The sequence below is a fragment of the Bradyrhizobium sp. 27S5 genome (genome assembly GCF_037217225.1).
Taxonomy (GTDB): Bacteria; Pseudomonadota; Alphaproteobacteria; order Rhizobiales; family Xanthobacteraceae; genus Bradyrhizobium; species Bradyrhizobium septentrionale.
Genome location: NZ_CP147714.1, coordinates 2,511,175 through 2,528,811, shown reverse-complemented (window position 1 = coordinate 2,528,811; position 17,637 = coordinate 2,511,175). Strand labels below are relative to the sequence as shown.

Sequence of the window (17,637 nt, the reverse complement as noted above, 5' to 3'; positions counted from 1 at the left end):
CTTCACCCGCACCTATTGCCGGTAACCGAACGTCTTGTCCCACTCCGCGACCCACGCCGCGTGCAGCTTCACATAGTCGTCGAACTTCGGATACCAGAGCTTGACCACCTTGGGATCGAATCCCTCCGGGAACGCCGGCGGCTCCTTGAGCGAGGTGAGATTGCCGAGCTCCTTGATCATGAAGGTCTGCCCTTCCTTCGACAGGCACCAGTTCAGGAACAGCTTTGCCGCGTTGGGATGGGCGGCCGTCTTCGGAATGCCGGACGCGTAGGGATTGACCGGAGCGCCCTCGGGCGGGAAGAAAATCTCGATCGGCGCGCCGTCCTTCTTCTTTTGATAGATCACGTTGTAGAGCAGCGGAGCTATCGCGATCTCACCGCGCACCAGGGCATCGGCCGTCGGCGCGCCGGAGGGATAGAGCACGGGATGGGTCGCGGCCTGCTTGGCCCAGTAACCCTCACCGAGCACCTGGCGCTCGAACATGATCCGGGTCCAGGTGGTGCCGCCGGACTGCGCGAACACCTGCCCGATCAGCTTGTCATATTGCGGCTTGGTCAGATCCATCCAGGATTTCGGCGGATCCTTCACCAGCTCGGTGTTGTAGCCGATCGACCAGGCGATCGTGGCACGGGGCCACAATTTTGGCGAGATCAGCGCATGCGGATCGTAATCGGCCGCATTCGGCGGTGCGTAATCCTGGAACAGATCCTCGAGCGGCTGCATCAGCGCGCGATCGGAGTGGTCGACGACATCGGCGATCAGCTTGCCGGCGGCGGCCTCCGTCTTCACGCGGGTGATGAGCTGGCCGCCGGGGGCGCGCACCATCTCGACCTTGATCTCCGGAAAGCGCTTGTTGAAGGCCTTGATCACCTGCTGCTCGATCTCGGCGAAGTTGGCAGTGTAGAAGACGAGCTTGCCTTCGGCCTTCGCGGCGGCGATCAATTCCGGCGAGCCGAACTCCTGCGCCCGCGCGGCCGGCGTCGGCGCGAATGCCGCGACGCCCGCCAAGGCGGTTATAGTGGCCAGTGTGGTGAAGGTCCGTCTATCCATCGCCAATCCTTCCCTCTTCTTGTTGTTATCCGGTCCGCGCCACATTGCCCTGCGCGGCGCCGCGCGACAGCCAGTTGGCGCCGCCGATCAGGACGCCGAGCAGCACCGTCTGCACCAGGCTGAAGGCCGCGGTCTTTCCGATATTGCCGCCCTCGTAATAGTCGAGCAGCAGCACCGACATCACCATGGTGTTGCTGGTGTAAAGGAACAGCGACGAGCCGAGCTCGCGGATCGCCAGCACGAACAGCAGCGTCATCGACGCCAGCACGCCCGGCCGCGCCAGCGGCAGCACGATCGTCCTGATGGTGCCGAGCATGCCCCGGCCGCAGACCCAGGCGGCCTCCTCGAGCTCGCGATGGATCTGCAGGAACGAGGTCGACAGCGCCTTCACCGTGTCGGGCATGAAGCGCGCGATGAAGGCGAGCGCGAGAATCCAGATCGTGCCGTAGAGCCCGCCGGGCACGCCGATCCAGGCCCAGAGATAGGCGACGCCGACCACGAGCCCGGGGATCGCGACCGGCATCGTCGAGATCAGGTCGATGGCGCTGCGGCCGGTGACGCGAGTGCGATGGATGGTATAGCCGATCGCAAAGGCGAGCGCGCCGCCGACCACCGCCGTGATGACGCCGACCTCGACCGCGTTGTAGATCGACCGCATCGTCAGCGGATTGTCGAAGATGCTCTCGAAATGCACCAAGGAATATTGCCGCATGTCGAACAGGCTCGCGGCGTCGCGGATGAACATGAACTTGCGGAACGCCGCGACGATCAGCGCCAGCGACGGCAGCACCACGACGATGAGGAGATAACCGATCCCGAGCGCGAAGGTCAGCCAGCGCCACGGCCCGAGATCGAGGCTGCGCGGCCGGAACGCCTTGCCCGCCACGGTCGTGTAGCTGCGTCCGCTCAGCAATTTCTGCTGGAGATAGACCAGGAGGCCCGTGACCACCATCAGGATGATCGCCACGGCGGCTGCGGTGTTGTAGAGCGGCGGCGACCAGTTGGTGAGCTTGAAGATGTAGGTCGTGAGCACGTTCAGGTTGGTCGGCGCGCCGAGCACGGCCGGGATGCCGTAGATGCCGAGCATCACGATGAACGACAGCAGCATGCCCGAGACGATCGCCGGCATGATCAGCGGGAACGTCACCGTGAACAGGGTGGCGAACGCGCTGGCGCCGGAAATCTCCGCGGCCTCCTCCAGGCTCGGGTCCATGTTGCGCAGCGCCGAGGACGTGAACATGTAGACATAGGGCGCGTAGTAGATGCCGAACACGAACACCAGGCCCCACATCGAATAGAGATCGATGCGCAGGTCGGAGCCCAGCCACTTGAACATCGTGTTGATCAGCCCGGTCTTCGGCGAGCCGAGGATGGCCCAGGCCACGCCGGCCACCAGCGGCGGCGCAAACAGCGGCAGGATGCTGGCCGCCGCGATGAAGCCCTTGAAGGGTGTGTTGGTGCGAACCACGATCCAGGAGAACAACAGCCCGATCGCGACCGCGATCACGGTGCCGCCGCCGCAGGCGATCAGCGTGTTGAGCAGCGCTTCGGCGACATTCGGATTGGCGAGCACGGCGAGGAAATTGGCGATCGACAGATGGCTCAGGCTGAGACGGATGCCGTCGACCACCGGATTGGTGTCGGTGAGCGCGCCGAGCAGCAGCATGAAAACGGGATAGATGACCAGGAAGGTGAGGATCGCCAGCAGTGCTGCGACCCAAAGGCCGGTGAATGCGCGGCGCCGAGTTCCCTCGCTGGCGCTTCGCATGGCATCGCTGCGCCCGTCGGCCTGTCCGTGCAATGCGCGCGTCCCTCTTGCGGCGCGATCTGACGTCGCGCCTGCTTGCATACCAAGGGTAGTCGATCGCGACTGTGACGCAAGCTATCCGAAAGTCGTCTCGGCGCGATTCTGTGACGCAGCGGGGGCGCGGCCTTGCTTTCGCGGGGACGACACTGGCATGGTTATCGCCCAGCACACGCGACCATCGGACCCGTCATCCTGAGGTGGCCGCTTCTTCGGCGGCCCTCGAAGGATCGACGGCCACCGGCGGGGCCGTCCAGCCTTTTCTGATTCGACTGTCAACCAGCTAGTTCGGTGTCATCACCCGCGCATGCGGGTGATCCAGTGTTCCTTACGCCGGTGCCTGAGCCGAGAGGCCGCGGCGTACTGGATCGCCCGGTCAAGCCGGGCGATGACAGCTGTGGATGGACGCAGCTTCGCATTCTCGCGACATGATTTGTCCGAGGTTTGCTTCTCGTTTCACCCTCTCTCGATCAGAGGAACAATTCGGAACAAGCGAAAAAACTTCCGCAAGACCGCCCTCGGCCGCACCCTGCCGACGCGCCCGCCCGAAACGATCCGGGCCGGTGTTCGGCTCTAGGCGAGATAATTGCCTTCGAGCGCCGGCATGATGTCGAGCACTTCGAAGTAATGATCCCAAAACCTCGTCTCGCGCAAATGGTCGCAGAACCAGGCCCAGGCCGAGAGGTCGCTTGTTTCGCAGATCATGACGTCGGTTGCCCTGGTCGAGAAGGCCTCCGGCTCGAACCAGCGCACCCTCAGCTCGGGACGGCGCCGGAGCAGCGGAATGACCTCCTCGTGCAGGAAGGCGAGGCGCTGCTCGGTCTTCAGATCGAGCCAGTGCCGCGTGGTCTTGACCATGACGAAGATGTGAAAATTGTGCGGATCGTCCTCGTGCTCGGGAATCACGGGGGACGACGTCGTTTGCAGTGTAACCATTGATCGGTTCTCCTTTCGCGTCCATAATGTGAGTAATTACTCATATTCTGCAACTCGCGTTCAGGAGCGGCTCTCCATGCCGGCGAAGCGGCGCATAAAGGCCCGGAAACAGCCGCTGCAGCAGCGTTCACGGGAAACCGTGGCGGTCATTCTGGAAGCGGCGGCTCGCGTTTTGGAGCAACGCGGGCTCGAGGGTTACAACACCAACGCGGTGGCCGAGCGCGGCGGGATCAGCGTCGGCTCGGTCTACCAGTACTTTCCCAACAAGGACGCGCTGACGCTGGCTTTGATCGCCGGGTTCGAGGACGCGCTGTTGGCCAAGGTGCGGGACGCGGTCGCAGCGTCCGAGGGCAAGAGCCTGACCGCGTCGCTCAACCTCATCATTCGCGCCCAGCTCGAGGCGCATGCCGAGCGGGCCGGGCTCAACCGCATCCTGGAGACCGAGGAGGATCGCCTGCGTCCGGCGTCATCAGACTCCGCGGCGGCCAGCGAATTGAAGGAGCTGGTCGCCGCCCTGCTCGCCCGGCACCGTCGCGAGATCGCAAGGCCCGTCGACGACGAAATCATCGAGGACCTGATCGTGATCAGTCGCGCCATGGTCGACCATGCGCTTCAAAAGGACCTCTCGCAGGCCGCCGCCAGCCGCCGGGTACTGCGCGCCATCGAGGGATATCTGCTCGGGCCGCACGCGGACCTTTGAGCGCTCCCGGCAAGGCCGCTTCGCATACGCATCATGCAGCGGCGCGGCTGGGGAACGGGGTGCCGGCGTAGTACATGGCGCCCCGGAGACATTGTCAGGCATGCTCGAAAAGACCCCCACCACCGGCGCAGCTGCGGCGCCGATCACCGATGGATTGCCGTGGGAAACCCGGCGCTGGGCGGTGGCGGCGATCTTCACCGCGCTGGCGATGGCCTCACTCGATACCGCGATCGCCAACATCGCACTGCCCGCGATCGCCAACGATCTGCATGTCAGCCCCGCCGAAGTGGTATGGGTGGTCAACGTCTATCAGATCGCGCTGGTCGCGACGCTGCTGCCGCTCGGCGCGCTCGGCGAAATCGTCGGCCACCAGCGGATCTATCTCGGCGGCCTCCTGCTGTTCACATTGGCGTCGCTCGGCTGCGCGCTGGCGTGGTCGCTGCCGAGCCTGTTGGTCGCGCGCACCTTGCAGGGGCTCGGCGCCAGCGGCCTGATGAGCGTCAACACCGCGCTGGTGCGCTTCGTTTATCCAAGTCGGATGCTCGGCCGCGGCTTCGGCCACAATGCGCTCGTGGTCGCGACCGCCTTTACGCTCGGGCCGACCATCGCCTCCGGAATCCTCGCGCTTGGCCCGTGGCCCTGGCTGTTCGCCGTCAACATTCCCTTCGGCATCACAGCGTTGCTGATCGGCATGAAGACGCTGCCCAAGACACCGCGCGCCACCCACGCCTTCGACTTCGCCGGCGCCGCGCTTGCCTGCGCCTGCCTCGGCCTCTTCATCATCGGCATCGGCAGCGCCGCCCACAAGACGGCGCCTGCGCTTGTCATCGCCGAGCTTGTCGGCGCGATCCTGTTCGGCTGGATCCTGACCCGGCGGCATGCCGATCATCCGGCGCCGATGCTGCCGATCGACCTGTTTCGCCGGCCGATTTTCGCGCTGTCGGCCGCGACCGCCGTCTGCTCGTTTGCTGTGCAGGGACTCGCCTTCGTCTCGCTGCCGTTCTACTTCGAGGACATACTGCACCGCTCGCAGGTCGAGACCGGCTTCTTCATGACGCCGTGGCCGCTGGTGGTCGCCTTCATGGCGCCGATCGGGGGCCGGCTGTCCGACCGCTATCCGGCCGGCATCCTCGGCGGCATCGGCATGCTGCTGCTCGGGCTTGGCATGGTGCTGCTCGCGACCCTGCCGGCCGAGCCCAGCGTCGCCAACATCGTCTGGCGCACGATGATCTGCGGCATCGGCTTCGGTTTCTTCCAGACCCCGAACATGAAGGCGATCATGTCGAGCGCCCCGTCACATCGCAGCGGCAGCGCCAGCGGCATTGTCGCAACCGCGAGGCTGACCGGGCAGACCACGGGTGCCGCACTCGCCGCACTCTGCTTTGCGCTGGCCGACCGCGAGGGCGCCACCGTCGCGCTGGCACTGGGTGCCGGATTTGCCGCGCTCGGCAGTGTCATGAGTTTCCTGCGCCTGGCGGTCGCCTCGTCGCAAAAGACATAACAGGCATGCAAAGCGCGATGCGCGACCAAACACCGCGCCATCAACTTTCTTCCGCGCTGCGAGCGCATTTTCTTGATTGAACCGTTCCAGTTTCAAGGCCACCATCGCGCTGCAGTCCAATCGGTGGATTGGACTATTCAGGGAAAAGCGATGGCAAATCTCAAAATAAACGGCAAAACAATCAATGTAGACGTCGAGGACGACACGCCACTGCTGTGGGCGATTCGCGAGAATGTCGGACTGACAGGGACCAAATACGGCTGCGGCATCGCGCAATGCGGCGCCTGCACCGTTCATATCGACGGCGTCGCGATGCGCTCCTGCGGCGTCACGGTGAGCGAAGCCGCCGGCAAGGACATCACCACCATCGAGGGCCTCGCGGCCAACGGCGTCATGCACAAGGTGCAGCTCGCCTGGATCGCCGACGACGTGCCGCAATGCGGCTATTGCCAGAGCGGCATGATCATGGCCGTGGCGGCGCTGCTGAAGGAGAACCCGAAGCCATCAGACGACGACATCAACGACGCCATCACCAATATCTGCCGCTGCGGCACCTTCCAGCAGGTGCGCGAGGCGATTCATGCTGCCGCGAACGCATGAGGAAGCAGCAATGAATCAGCACGTCATGCCAAATCATTCTTCTCGGCTCAATCGCCGCGCCTTCGTGATCGGCACGGCAACCGCCGGCGCCGGTCTCGCGCTCGGCCTCGATCTTCCGTTCGGCGGCCCCTCCGTGGTGCGCGCGGCCGACGGCACACCCGAAATCAACGCTTGGGTCGTGATCCGGCCCGACGACACCGTGGTGATCCGCATCGCCCGCTCCGAGATGGGCCAGGGCACGCTCACCGGCCTCGCCCAACTCGTCGCCGAGGAATTGCAGTGCGACTGGTCGAAGGTCACCACCGAATATCCGACGCCCGGCCAGAGCGTCGCCCGCAAGCGCGCCTGGGGCGATTTCTCGACCGGCGGCAGCCGCGGCATCCGCACCTCGCAGGACTATGTCCGCAAGGGCGGCGCCATCGCACGCGTGATGCTGATCCAGGCGGCGGCCAATGAGTGGAAAGTGCCTGCTTCCGAATGCAAGGCGGCGAACAGCGTCATCACTCACACGCCGTCGGGCAAGACAACGACCTACGGCAAGGTTGCAGAAGCCGCGGCCAAGCTCGAGCCGCCGGCCGACGTCAAGCTGAAGGACCCGAAGGACTGGACCATCGCCGGCAAGGGCCTGAAGCGGCTCGACACCGTCGACAAGACCACCGGCAAGATGACCTACGGCATCGACGTCAAGCTGCCGGGCATGCTGAACGCCGCGATCAAGGACTGCCCGGTGTTCGGCGGCAAGGTGAAGAGCTTTGACGAAGCCAAGATCGCCGGCATGAAGGGCGTCAAGAAGGTGGTGCCGGTCGGCGACAGCGCCGTGGCCGTCGTCGCCGACACCTGGTGGCACGCCAAGACCGCGCTGGATGCGCTGCCGATCGTCTGGGACGAAGGCCCCAACGCAAAGGTCTCCAGCGAGACGATTGCGAGCTGGCTCGCCGAGGGTCTCGACAATGCGCAGCCGGCCTATGTCGGCAACCAGAACGGCGACGCAAAGGCGGCCATCGCCACCGCAGCCAAGAAGGTCGAGGCGGTCTACAGCTACCCCTACCAGAACCACGCCACGATGGAGCCGATGAACGCCACCGTGCTCTACACACCTGATAGATGCGAGGTGTGGTGCGGCACACAGAATGGCGAGGCGGCGTTCGCCGCGGCGCTCGAGGCCTCCGGCCTGCCGGCAGACAAGGTCGACGTGCACAAGCTGATGCTCGGCGGCGGCTTCGGCCGGCGCGGCATGACCGACTATGTGCGGCAGGCGGTGGCGATCGCCAAACAGATGCCGGGCACGCCGATCAAGCTGCTGTGGTCGCGCGAAGAGGATATGCAGCACGGCAAGTATCACCCGATCACGCAGTGCAAGCTGACCGGCGCGTTCGATGCCGACAACAATCTGGTCGCGCTGCACTACCGGCTGTCGGGCCAATCCATCCTGTTCTCGGTGCGCCCGGAAGCGCTGCAAAACGGCATGGACCCCGCCGCGTTCCAGGGCGTCGCGCAAGCCGGCGAGGCCGCGATCGGCTATTCGGTGCCGAACCTGCTGGTCGAGCATTCGATGCGCAACCCGCACGTCCCGCCGGGCTTCTGGCGCGGCGTCAACGTCAATCACAACGCGATCTACATGGAATGCTTCATGGATGAGCTGGCGCTGGCTGCAGGCCAGGACCCGCTCGAATTCCGCCGCAAGCTGATGGGCAAGAACCCCAAGCATCTCGCGGTGCTCAACGCCGTGGCCGAGAAGATCGGCTGGAGCACGCCGGCGCCGCAGGGCGTCTATCGCGGCATCGCGCAGGTGATGGGCTATGGCAGCTATGTTGCCGGCGCCGCCGAGATCTCGGTGACCGACGGCAGCAAGATCAAGGTGCATCGCATCGTCGCCTCCACCGATCCCGGCTATGTCGTCAATCCGGCGCAGGTGGAACGGCAGATCGCGGGCTCCTTCGTCTACGGCCTCAGCGCGCTGTTCTACGGCGGCTGCACCGTGAAGGACGGCCGCATCGAGCAGACCAACTTCGACACCTACAACTCGATGCGCATCAACGAAATGCCGAAGGTGGAATCGGTGATGGTGCCGAGCGGCGGGTTCTGGGGCGGGGTCGGCGAGCCGACCATCGGCGTCGCGGCGCCGGCGGTGCTCAACGCCTATTTCGCGGCGACGGGAAAGCGCATCCGCACTTTCCCGCTGCGCAACCAGAACATCAGCTTCGCCTGATCAAACCAGAAGCGGCGGCCCGAGCGGCCGCCGCCCCCTCCCCAGGATTATCGTGCATGGCCGTCTCGCGTCTTCAGACGCGCAGGGATGTCGTCCGTGGCGCCGCTGCCATCGCAGCGGCGGCCGCGTTGGCGCGTCCGTCATTGGCGCAAGGCGCTCCGCGGATCGCGGTGATCGGCGGCGGCTTCGGCGGTGCGGCCTGCGCGCGGGCGCTGCGGCGGCTCGATGCAAAATTCCAGGTCACGCTGATCGAGCCGAACAAGATTTTCACCGCCTGCCCGTTCAGCAACGAGGTGATCGCAGGCCTGCGCGAGCTTTCCGCGCAGCAATTCACCTACGACAAGGTCGCAGCCGACGGCATCGCGGTTGCCGCACAGGCAGCCACTAAAGTCGATGCGCAAGCGCGTAGCATCGTTCTCTCTGATGGTACAACGCTCCTCTATGACGGGCTCGTGCTCGCGCCCGGCATCGATATGCGCTTCGACGCGCTCTCCGGCTATGACGAGGCGGCGGCGGAGAAGATGCCGCACGCCTGGAAGGCCGGCGCGCAGACCATGCTGCTGCGCGGGCAGCTCGAAGCCATGGATGATGGCGGCCTCGTCGTGATCGCCGTCCCCGCCGCGCCGCTGCGCTGTCCGCCGGCACCCTACGAGCGCGCCAGCCTGATCGCGCATTATCTGAAAGCGAAGAAGCCCCGCTCAAAAATCCTGGTGCTCGACGCCAAGGACAATTACTCGCAGCAGAAGCTGTTCGAGAGAGCCTGGGCGGAACTCTATCCCGGCATGATTGAACGGATCGCGCTATCACAAGGCGGCCGGGTGACGTCGGTCAATCCGGCGACCAATGAGATCGTCACAGACTTCGGCAACTACACCGCCGCGGTCGCCAATGTGATCCCGCCGCAGCGAGCCGGCCGCATCGCCGAGATCGCCGGTGCCGCCGACCACACCGGCTGGTGCCCGATCGATCCGGTCAGCTTTGCCTCGAAGCTCGTGCCCAACATCCATGTCATCGGCGACGCCGCGATCGCCGGCGGGATTCCGAAATCCGCCTCCGCGGCGGCGGCGCAAGGCCGCGCCTGTGCGGCGGCGATCGTGAATTCACTTGCAGGCAAGGCGCCGGAGACGCCGCGGCTCGATGGCGCCTGCTACAACACGGTGGCGCCGGGCTATGCCTTCTCCCTGAAGGGCATCTATCAGCCGAAGGAAGATCAATATGCCGAGGCCGAGGTGACCACGAGCCCGGTCGACGCGCCGCGCGAGGTGCGCCAGCGCGAGGCCGATCAGGCGCTGGACTGGTTCAGGACCATCACGAGGGACGCCTTTGGCTAGGCTCTCCCTCATGGCGTTGCTCGCAGTAGCCGCGTTCGCAGCTAACGTGCCTGCCGGCGCCGAGGCCTTGCGCCCCTATACCGTGGTCGGCGATGCGATCCCGCAACCGCTGACGGAAACCAAAGGCGACGTCACGCGTGGCCGTGCGCTGATCGTCGAGCGTTCCTCGACTTGCATCCTCTGCCACAGCGGCCCATTTCCGGAGCAGGCGTTCCAGGGCGACCTCGCGCCGAACCTCACTGGGAGCGGCGCCCGCTGGTCGGAAGGGCAGTTGCGGCTCCGGCTGGTCGATGCGGCGCATCTCAACGCGGCGACGATCATGCCGTCCTACTATCGCGTCGATGGGCTCACGCGCGTCGGCACCTCATGGCGCGACAAGCCGATCCTGTCGGCGGAGCAGATCGAGGACATCGTGGCCTATCTGGTAACGCTACGGAACTAGGACCTAGGAATGACGAATTCGGAGCACACCACACGTCGCACATTCCTGAGCCTCACCGGCGGTGCCGCAGCGCTGGTGATCGTGCGGCCGGCCGACGCCACGCCCGCGACGCTGCAGTCCGCGATCCGCAATGTCGTCGGCGAAGCCAATGTGCGGACCGGCAAGGTCAAGCTCGACATCCCGCCGCTGGTCGAGAACGGTAACACCGTGCCGATGACGGTTAGCGTCACCAGCCCGATGACGGCGGACGAGTATGTGAAGAGCATCCATGTCTTCAACGAGAAGAACCCGCAGCCGAACATCGGCAATTTCTATCTCACACCGCGCGCCGGGCGCGCTCAGGTGTCGGCCCGCATCCGCCTCGCCGACAGCCAGAAGGTCACGGCCATTGCACGGCTCTCCGACGACACGTTCTGGTCGGCGACCGCTGATGTCGTGGTGACGCTCGCCGCCTGCACCGAGGAGGCGATCTGATGCCGTCGGCTTTGATCAACGTGCCGGCCAAGGCCAGGCGCGGCAGCGTCATCGAGATCAAGACGCTGATGTCGCACATCATGGAGACCGGCTATCGCCACACCGCGTCGGGCGACGTGGTGCCGCGCGACATCATCACGAGCTTCATTTGCCGTTTCAACGGCACCGAGATCTTCCGCGCCGATCTTTATCCGGCGATCGCCGCCAATCCGTTCATCACCTTCTTCACCACCGTGGCCGAAAGCGGCAAGTTCGAATTCGAGTGGATCGGCGACAAGGGATTTTCGGAGACCGCGCAGGCTTCGATCACGGTCGAATGAGGATTGCCGGCTGCATCGCGCTGCTGACGGCGATGGCGGGCGCGGCGCTGGCCACCGAGATCCCGCAAGTCGAGCGCCGGTCCGGCTATAGCTTCATGAGCGCGGACACCAGGGCGATGCAGGACGAAGACACCGCCAATCCCGGCATGCTCTTTGTGCTCGACGGCGAGGCGCTGTGGAAGCGCAAGGCCGGCAGCGCGGACAAGGCCTGCGCCGATTGCCACAACGATGCCCGCGTCAGCATGAATGGCGTCGCGGCACACTATCCGGCGTTCGAGAAGGCGTTGGGAAAGCCGGTTGACCTCGAAGGGCGGATCAACCTCTGCCGCACCAACCACCAGCAGGCGTCGCCATTCGCCTATGAAAGCCGCGAGCTGCTGGCGCTATCAGCCTATGTCGCACAGCAGTCGCGCGGCGCGCCGATCGCGGCCGGCGACGATCCGGAGCTCGCGCCGTTCATCGAGAAGGGGCACGCACTGTTCATGCAGCGGCAGGGCCAGCTCAATCTCGGCTGCACCAACTGCCACGACGACAATTGGGACAAGAAGCTCGCGGGCAGCACGATCACGCAGGCGCAGCCGACCGGCTATCCGCTCTACCGGCTGGAATGGCAATCGCTCGGATCGTTGCAGCGGCGGCTGCGCGCCTGCATCACCGGCATCCGCGCGCAGGCCTACGACTACGGCTCGCCGGAGCTGGTCGAGATCGAGCTCTACCTGATGACGCGGGCGCACGGCATGTCGATCGAGACGCCGGCGGTCCGGCCGTAAGCCGCATCGGCTTTATCCAGCGGAGCGAAGCAATCCATTGCTTCCGGCTGTACCGGAAGATGGATTGCTTCCGCCTTCGCCAAAGGCTTCGGCGGACAAGTCGTCGCTCCCCTTGCACTGACGGGGCTGGAGATCAGTGCGAAGATCAACGCTCGGCGAAGGCCTTTTCGACCACGAACTGCGCGGGCTCGCCGTGATTGCCCTCGACGAAGCCGCGGCCATTCAGCAGCGTGCGGGTGTCGGCGACCAGCGCCGGCGAGCCGCAGATCATGACGCGGTCATGCGCGGGATCGAGCGCCGGCAGGCCGATGTCGGCGAACAGCTTGCCCGAGGTGATGAGGTCGGTGATGCGGCCGCGGTTGCGGAACGGATCGCGCGTCACGGTCGGGTAGTAGATCAGCTGGTCGCGCACCAGATCGCCGATCAGTTCGTCCTGCGGCAGCCGCTCGGTGATCATCTCGCCATAGGCGAGCTCCTTGACGCGGCGGCAGCCATGCAGCAGCACGACCTTCTCGAAGCGGTCATAGGTCTCGGGATCCTTGATCACGCTGAGGAACGGGGCGAGGCCGGTGCCGGTGCCGACCAGATAGAGGTTGCGGCCGTCCTCAAGGTTGTCGATGACAAGCGTGCCGGTGGCCTTGCGGCTGACAATGATCTCGTCGCCTTCCTTGAGGTGCTGCAGGCGCGAGGTCAGCGGGCCGTCCGGAACCTTGATCGAGAAGAACTCGAGCGTGTCCTCGTAATTCGCGCTGGCGACGCTGTAGGCCCGCAGCAGCGGCTTCTCGCCGACCTTGAGCCCGATCATGGTGAACTCGCCGTTGCGGAAGCGGAACGACGGGTTGCGGGTGGTGGTGAAGGAGAACAGCGTGTCGGTCCAGTGATGAACGCTGAGGACGCTTTCCTGGTTGAAATTGCTCATCGCACCAATCCCTGATCTGTGCTGCGGCGGGTTGAGGACTTGAACCCCGTTGACCGGCCGGATCGTTTGTATACGATCATTCGTATACAAACGAATAATCCGGCTTGATCCGAAAGTCAAGCCGGGCTCAAATTCCCGGGCAATTTCGGAAAGAAAACAGAAGGAAAACACCCATGGCTCACGACGCGCCCCAGGCCACCGGCCCCAGCAAGCTGGTGGTCCGCAATATCGGGCTACTGCTGTCGGGAGCCCTGGAAAGGCCGATTCTGGACGCCGATACCATCGTCGCGGAGAACGGCAAGATCACCGCGATCGGCCGGCTCAAGGACGTCGACACCGAAGGCGCCACCACCATCGTCGACGCCAATGGCACGACGGTCGCGCCCGGCCTGATCGACAGCCATGTCCATCCCGTCGCCGGCGACTGGACGCCGCGGCAGAACCAGACCAACTGGATCGACAGCTATCTGCATGGCGGCGTCACCACCATGATCTCCGCCGGCGAGGTGCACATGCCCGGGCGTCCGCGCGACGTGGTCGGACTGAAGGCGATGGCGATCTTCGCGCAGCGCGCGTTCTGGACGCTGCGGCCGGGCGGCGTGAAAGTGCATGCCGGCGCGCCGGTGATCGAATGCGAGATGGTGGAGGACGATTTCAAGGAATTGGCCGCCGCCGGCGTCAAGCTGCTCGGCGAGGTCGGGCTCGGCGGCGTCAAGGACGGCCCCACCGCGCGGAAGATGGTCGGCTGGGCCCGCAAATACGGCATCCAGAGCACGATCCACACCGGTGGCCCCTCGATCCCCGGCTCCGGCCTGATCGACAAGGACGTGGTGCTGGAGGCCGACACCGACGTGGTCGGCCACATCAATGGCGGCCACACCGCGCTGCCGGACGACCAGATCCGCTGCATCTGCGAGGGCTGCAAGCGCGGGCTCGAGCTGGTGCATAACGGCAATGAGCGCTCGGCGCTGTTCACGCTGCGCATCGCGCGCGAGATGGGCGACCTGCACCGCGTCATCCTCGGCACCGATGCGCCGGCCGGCTCCGGCGTGCAGCCGCTCGGCATTTTGCGGATGGTCTCGCTGCTGTCCTCGCTGGGGGAACTGCCCGCCGAGCTGGCGTTCTGCCTCGCCACCGGCAACACCGCGCGGATGCGCGAGCTCGATTGCGGCCTGATCGAGGTCGGCCGCTCCGCCGATTTCGTGCTGATGGACAAGGCCCAGCACTCGCCGGGCAGGAACATCCTGGAGAGCGTTCAGCTCGGCGATCTCCCGGGCATCGGCATGACCATCATCGACGGCATCGTCCGTACCCAGCGCAGCCGCAACACCCCGCCCGCGGGCAAGGTGCCGGAGATCGTGGCGAAGTAATCGCGATAAGTGGCCTCGTCACCCCCGCGCAACGGCTTCGCCGTTGTGGCTGGAGGTACACGCGCAGCGTGCCTCGAAGGATGAACGGCCCGCGGCCAAGAACCGGGCCGTCGACCCTTCGAGACGCACTGCGCGCTCCTCAGGGTGACGGTGAAAGATTGGTCCGTAGAGGACAGCAAAGCGGCGCTTATCCAACCTCTTGAAGAAGCTGCTGGATCACGGGCACGGCGCCGCGCGTCTTTGCCGCGCCGCCTCCGAAGCTGAACCTTGTTTTCACCTGTCACCATTGGGGTGTATCGTGCCGCCACGCGAACCTAGCCGGCGGCACTCACAAGAGACACGCGACGATCCGGATTAGTTCCTGCCGCATGCCGCCGCGCCGTGTTGGTCCACAGCAGACAAACAGGAGGCAGCACGATGACGATCAGGCCAGATCCCACGTTTCACGCGTCGCCGAAGCTTGCGATGGAAGCTCCGGCAGAGAACTTCGCCTACACCGTGCTGCTCAGCCCGGACTTTTCAAAGCCCGACGCGCTCGCCGTCATCGACGTCAAGCCGGGCTCGCCGACCTACAGCAAGATCGTCCACACCGTGACGATGCCCAACAAGGGCGACGAGTTTCACCATTTCGGCTGGAACGCGTGTTCGTCGGCGTTGTCGCCGCTTGCGGGACATGCCTTTATCGAGCGTCGCTATCTCATCGTCCCCGGCATGCGGTCGTCGCGGATCTACATCATCGACACCAAGCCGGATCCGACGCAGGCCAAGATCCACAAGATCATCGAGCCCGAGGAGGTGTTCAGGAAGACCGGCTATTCGCGGCCGCATACGATCCACTGCGGACCGGACGGCATTTACGTCTCCACGCTCGGCGGCGGCGGCAAGGACGGCACCGATGGGCCGCCCGGCGTCTTCATCATGGACTGCGAGACATTCGAGGTGCTCGGACGCTGGGAGATCGATCGCGGTCCCCAGACCAAGCACTATGACTTCTGGTGGAACCTGCCGCGCGACTACATGGTGAGCAGCGAATGGGCGCTGCCGCCGCAATTCGAGAACGGGATCGTGCCGGAGGACCTGCTCTCGAACAAATACGGACATCGCCTCCACTTCTGGGATCTGCGCGCGCGGCGCAATGTCCAAACCATCGATCTCGGCGCCAACCATCAAATGGCGCTGGAGGTACGTCCCGCGCACGATCCGGTTCGCGAATACGGCTTCGTCGGGGTCGTGGTCGATACCACCAACCTCGAAGGTTCGATCTGGACCTGGTGGCGCGAGGGCGGCAAGTTTCACATCGAGAAGACGGTGACGATACCGCCCGAGCCCGCACCGAAGGAGCAACTGCCGCCGCTGCTGCAAGGCTTCGGCGCCGTGCCGCCGCTGGTGACCGACATCGATCTGTCGATGGACGACAAATTCCTTTATGTCGCCTGCTGGGCCACCGGCGAGATGCGCCAATACGATGTCAGCAATCCGCGCAAGCCAAAGCTCGCCGGATCGGTCCGCATCGGCGGTATCGTCAGCCGCACTCCTCACCCCAACGGCCAGCCATTTGCCGGCGGTCCGCAAATGGTCGAGATCAGCCGCGACGGCAAGCGGGTCTACTGGACCAATTCGCTCTACTCGACCTGGGACGACCAGTTCTATCCGCAAGGCATTCCCGGCGCCCAGGTGATGGCGAATGCGAGCCCGGGCGGCGGCCTTGAACTGGCAAAGAACTACTGGGTCACCTTCCCCGACGGCTACCGCGCCCACCAGATCCGGCTCGACGGCGGCGACTGCTCGACGGATTCGTTCTGCTATCCGTCGGCCTGAATGTGAGTGCAGCCCACTGGACACCGGCCTGGCTCTGGCTGGCGGTCATCGCGAGCGGCCTCTACCACGGGATCAACCCGGGCATGGGCTGGCCGCTCGCGGTTTCAGCGGGTTTGATGCAAAGGAGTTCGCGCGCGCTGCTCGCCGCGCTCGGCCCGCTGGCAATCGGCCACCTGCTGGCGATGCTGCTCGTGATCCTGCCCTTTGCATTGCTCGTCACTCTTGTCGAATGGCAGCGCACGATCCGGATCGGCGCCAGCCTGCTTGTGATCTTGTTCGGCCTCTATCGGCTGATCGACCGGCGCCATCCACGGGCCCTGGCGCGGATACCACCGACGCAACTCGCCTTGTGGTCCTTCGCGGTGGCGATCGCCCACGGCGCGGCGCTGATGCTGGTGCCGATCTATCTGGGGCTGTGCCGCGAGGCTGCGCCGGACCAGGGCCACGCCGCCGCCAACAGCCTGATCGACACCAGCCTCACGATGGCCGTGCTGGTCTCCCTCGTCCATGCCGGCGCGATGATCGCCGCCGGTGGATGTCTGGCGTGGCTGGTCTACCGCTATCTGGGTCTCAAATTCGTGGCGCGGAGCTGGTTCAATCTGGACGCGGTTTGGGCGCTCAGCCTGGTGCTGGTCGGCGCCGTCGCGCTGGCCCTTGGTGTTGCGACATAATTCGCGCGTGATGCGCCCGTCAGCAAGCAAGGTGGCGGAGGTCGTGGCGACGTAGGCGCGATAGATGACCCGTCATCCCCGCGCAACGGCTCTGCCGTTGTCGCTGGAGGTGCGAGCCTTGCGGCGCTGGGCGAGCCTCGAAGGATGCACGGCCCTTGGCAGACAGCCGGGCCGTCGACCCTTCGAGACGCCGCGCTCCGCGCGGCTCCTCCAGCGACAAAGGCGAAGCCTTTGCGCGGGGGTGACGGTGATAGATAGATCACCGCAACTTACCGAGCAGCGCCATCAGCGTCTCGCGCTCCTTGGCGTCGAGCGGCGCCAGCGTCTCCTTCGAAATCACAAACGCGTTCGGCGCGGCCTTGTCGGCCATCTGCTGGCCCGCGCGCGTCAAACTGACCATCAGCCGGCGGCCGTCGTCGGGATCGGGCGAGGTCTCGGTCAGGCCGCGCGCGGTCAGGCGATCGATCACGCCCTTGATGGTCGCAACGTCCATCGAGGTCAGCCGCCCGAGCTGGTTCTGCGAGCAGGCGCCGACCTCCGACAGCTTCGAGAGCGCGGCCCATTGCGTCGGCGTCAGGTTGATGCCGATCTCGCGGGCGAAGATCGTGGCGTGGCGCTGCGACACCTGACGCAGGATGAAGCCGATCTGCTCGTCCAGCACGTAACCCGGCTTCGCCGCCTTCCCGTTTCGCTTCTGTGCAGCACTCCTCGCCATTGTTTTA

At 65.2% G+C, this 17,637-nt stretch carries 17 protein-coding genes; 12 read left to right on the top strand and 5 right to left on the bottom strand.

Going from position 1 to position 17,637, the window contains the following annotated elements; translation table 11 throughout:
- Positions 1-12 precede the first annotated feature (12 nt).
- From WDM24_RS11865 to WDM24_RS11855, 3 genes are all read right to left on the bottom strand, one after another.
- Positions 13-1,050: an ABC transporter substrate-binding protein gene (locus WDM24_RS11865; protein WP_338831346.1), complete on the bottom strand. Its 1,038-nt coding sequence runs from the start codon at positions 1,048-1,050 to the stop codon at positions 13-15.
- Between the two features lie 25 nt (positions 1,051-1,075).
- Positions 1,076-2,818: an iron ABC transporter permease gene (locus WDM24_RS11860; RefSeq protein ID WP_338831345.1), complete on the bottom strand. Its 1,743-nt coding sequence runs from the start codon at positions 2,816-2,818 to the stop codon at positions 1,076-1,078.
- Positions 2,819-3,427: 609 nt separating this feature from the next.
- A complete protein-coding gene (locus tag WDM24_RS11855) occupies positions 3,428-3,790 on the bottom strand; it encodes a darcynin family protein (protein ID WP_338831344.1) in 363 nt (120 codons plus the stop codon).
- A 76-nt stretch (positions 3,791-3,866) separates the two neighbouring features.
- Here WDM24_RS11855 and WDM24_RS11850 point away from each other — a divergent pair, with 76 nt between their 5' ends.
- From WDM24_RS11850 to soxA, 9 genes are all read left to right on the top strand, one after another.
- On the top strand, positions 3,867-4,490 hold the full coding sequence (locus WDM24_RS11850; protein WP_338831343.1) for a helix-turn-helix domain-containing protein: 624 nt from the start codon (positions 3,867-3,869) through the stop codon (positions 4,488-4,490).
- Positions 4,491-4,590: 100 nt separating this feature from the next.
- Positions 4,591-5,991, top strand: coding sequence for an MFS transporter (locus tag WDM24_RS11845; protein ID WP_338831342.1), 1,401 nt, complete (start codon positions 4,591-4,593; stop codon positions 5,989-5,991).
- Between the two features lie 150 nt (positions 5,992-6,141).
- On the top strand, positions 6,142-6,591 hold the full coding sequence (locus WDM24_RS11840) for a (2Fe-2S)-binding protein (RefSeq protein WP_166297920.1): 450 nt from the start codon (positions 6,142-6,144) through the stop codon (positions 6,589-6,591).
- A gap of 10 nt (positions 6,592-6,601) precedes the next feature.
- Complete coding sequence (locus WDM24_RS11835; RefSeq protein ID WP_338831341.1) at positions 6,602-8,800, top strand: xanthine dehydrogenase family protein molybdopterin-binding subunit; 2,199 nt, start codon at positions 6,602-6,604, stop codon at positions 8,798-8,800.
- A 56-nt stretch (positions 8,801-8,856) separates the two neighbouring features.
- Entirely contained in the window at positions 8,857-10,131 is a 1,275-nt protein-coding gene (locus WDM24_RS11830; RefSeq protein WP_338831340.1) for an NAD(P)/FAD-dependent oxidoreductase, read from the top strand.
- 10 nt (positions 10,132-10,141) lie between these two features.
- Positions 10,142-10,573, top strand: coding sequence for a sulfur oxidation c-type cytochrome SoxX (gene soxX, locus WDM24_RS11825; RefSeq protein WP_338831339.1), 432 nt, complete (start codon positions 10,142-10,144; stop codon positions 10,571-10,573).
- A gap of 9 nt (positions 10,574-10,582) precedes the next feature.
- Positions 10,583-11,047, top strand: a complete 465-nt coding sequence (locus WDM24_RS11820) for a SoxY-related AACIE arm protein (RefSeq protein WP_338831338.1) — start codon at positions 10,583-10,585, stop codon at positions 11,045-11,047.
- Positions 11,047-11,367, top strand: coding sequence for a thiosulfate oxidation carrier complex protein SoxZ (gene soxZ, locus WDM24_RS11815; protein WP_338831337.1), 321 nt, complete (start codon positions 11,047-11,049; stop codon positions 11,365-11,367). The genes WDM24_RS11820 and soxZ overlap by 1 nt, the downstream gene beginning before the upstream one ends.
- On the top strand, positions 11,364-12,137 hold the full coding sequence (gene soxA / locus WDM24_RS11810; protein WP_338831336.1) for a sulfur oxidation c-type cytochrome SoxA: 774 nt from the start codon (positions 11,364-11,366) through the stop codon (positions 12,135-12,137). Before soxZ ends, soxA begins: the two co-directional genes overlap by 4 nt.
- Positions 12,138-12,282: 145 nt before the next feature.
- Here the strand turns inward: soxA and WDM24_RS11805 are convergent, their stop codons facing one another.
- Complete coding sequence (locus WDM24_RS11805) at positions 12,283-13,056, bottom strand: ferredoxin--NADP reductase (protein WP_338831335.1); 774 nt, start codon at positions 13,054-13,056, stop codon at positions 12,283-12,285.
- Between the two features lie 173 nt (positions 13,057-13,229).
- Between WDM24_RS11805 and WDM24_RS11800 the strand changes: the two genes are divergently transcribed.
- The 3 genes from WDM24_RS11800 (at position 13,230) to WDM24_RS11790 (ending at position 16,915) form a co-directional block, all read left to right on the top strand.
- Positions 13,230-14,426, top strand: coding sequence for an amidohydrolase family protein (locus tag WDM24_RS11800; RefSeq protein WP_338831334.1), 1,197 nt, complete (start codon positions 13,230-13,232; stop codon positions 14,424-14,426).
- A gap of 417 nt (positions 14,427-14,843) precedes the next feature.
- The gene (locus WDM24_RS11795; RefSeq protein WP_338697960.1) at positions 14,844-16,244 is read left to right on the top strand and encodes a selenium-binding protein SBP56-related protein; all 1,401 of its coding nucleotides are present in this window, start codon (positions 14,844-14,846) and stop codon (positions 16,242-16,244) included.
- Positions 16,245-16,246: 2 nt separating this feature from the next.
- The gene (locus WDM24_RS11790; RefSeq protein WP_338831333.1) at positions 16,247-16,915 is read left to right on the top strand and encodes a hypothetical protein; all 669 of its coding nucleotides are present in this window, start codon (positions 16,247-16,249) and stop codon (positions 16,913-16,915) included.
- A 259-nt stretch (positions 16,916-17,174) separates the two neighbouring features.
- Here WDM24_RS11790 and WDM24_RS11785 read toward each other — a convergent pair whose 3' ends face one another.
- A complete protein-coding gene (locus WDM24_RS11785; RefSeq protein WP_338697956.1) occupies positions 17,175-17,630 on the bottom strand; it encodes a MarR family winged helix-turn-helix transcriptional regulator in 456 nt (151 codons plus the stop codon).
- Positions 17,631-17,637: the final 7 nt, after the last annotated feature.

Coding starts and splice junctions, on each gene's coding strand:
- WDM24_RS11865 (WP_338831346.1), bottom strand. CDS start 1,050: ATGGATAGACGGACCTTCACCACACTGGCCACTATAACCGCCTTGGCG.
- WDM24_RS11860 (WP_338831345.1), bottom strand. CDS start 2,818: ATGCGAAGCGCCAGCGAGGGAACTCGGCGCCGCGCATTCACCGGCCTT.
- WDM24_RS11855 (WP_338831344.1), bottom strand. CDS start 3,790: ATGGTTACACTGCAAACGACGTCGTCCCCCGTGATTCCCGAGCACGAG.
- WDM24_RS11850 (WP_338831343.1), top strand. CDS start 3,867: ATGCCGGCGAAGCGGCGCATAAAGGCCCGGAAACAGCCGCTGCAGCAG.
- WDM24_RS11845 (WP_338831342.1), top strand. CDS start 4,591: ATGCTCGAAAAGACCCCCACCACCGGCGCAGCTGCGGCGCCGATCACC.
- WDM24_RS11840 (WP_166297920.1), top strand. CDS start 6,142: ATGGCAAATCTCAAAATAAACGGCAAAACAATCAATGTAGACGTCGAG.
- WDM24_RS11835 (WP_338831341.1), top strand. CDS start 6,602: ATGAATCAGCACGTCATGCCAAATCATTCTTCTCGGCTCAATCGCCGC.
- WDM24_RS11830 (WP_338831340.1), top strand. CDS start 8,857: ATGGCCGTCTCGCGTCTTCAGACGCGCAGGGATGTCGTCCGTGGCGCC.
- soxX (WP_338831339.1), top strand. CDS start 10,142: ATGGCGTTGCTCGCAGTAGCCGCGTTCGCAGCTAACGTGCCTGCCGGC.
- WDM24_RS11820 (WP_338831338.1), top strand. CDS start 10,583: ATGACGAATTCGGAGCACACCACACGTCGCACATTCCTGAGCCTCACC.
- soxZ (WP_338831337.1), top strand. CDS start 11,047: ATGCCGTCGGCTTTGATCAACGTGCCGGCCAAGGCCAGGCGCGGCAGC.
- soxA (WP_338831336.1), top strand. CDS start 11,364: ATGAGGATTGCCGGCTGCATCGCGCTGCTGACGGCGATGGCGGGCGCG.
- WDM24_RS11805 (WP_338831335.1), bottom strand. CDS start 13,056: ATGAGCAATTTCAACCAGGAAAGCGTCCTCAGCGTTCATCACTGGACC.
- WDM24_RS11800 (WP_338831334.1), top strand. CDS start 13,230: ATGGCTCACGACGCGCCCCAGGCCACCGGCCCCAGCAAGCTGGTGGTC.
- WDM24_RS11795 (WP_338697960.1), top strand. CDS start 14,844: ATGACGATCAGGCCAGATCCCACGTTTCACGCGTCGCCGAAGCTTGCG.
- WDM24_RS11785 (WP_338697956.1), bottom strand. CDS start 17,630: ATGGCGAGGAGTGCTGCACAGAAGCGAAACGGGAAGGCGGCGAAGCCG.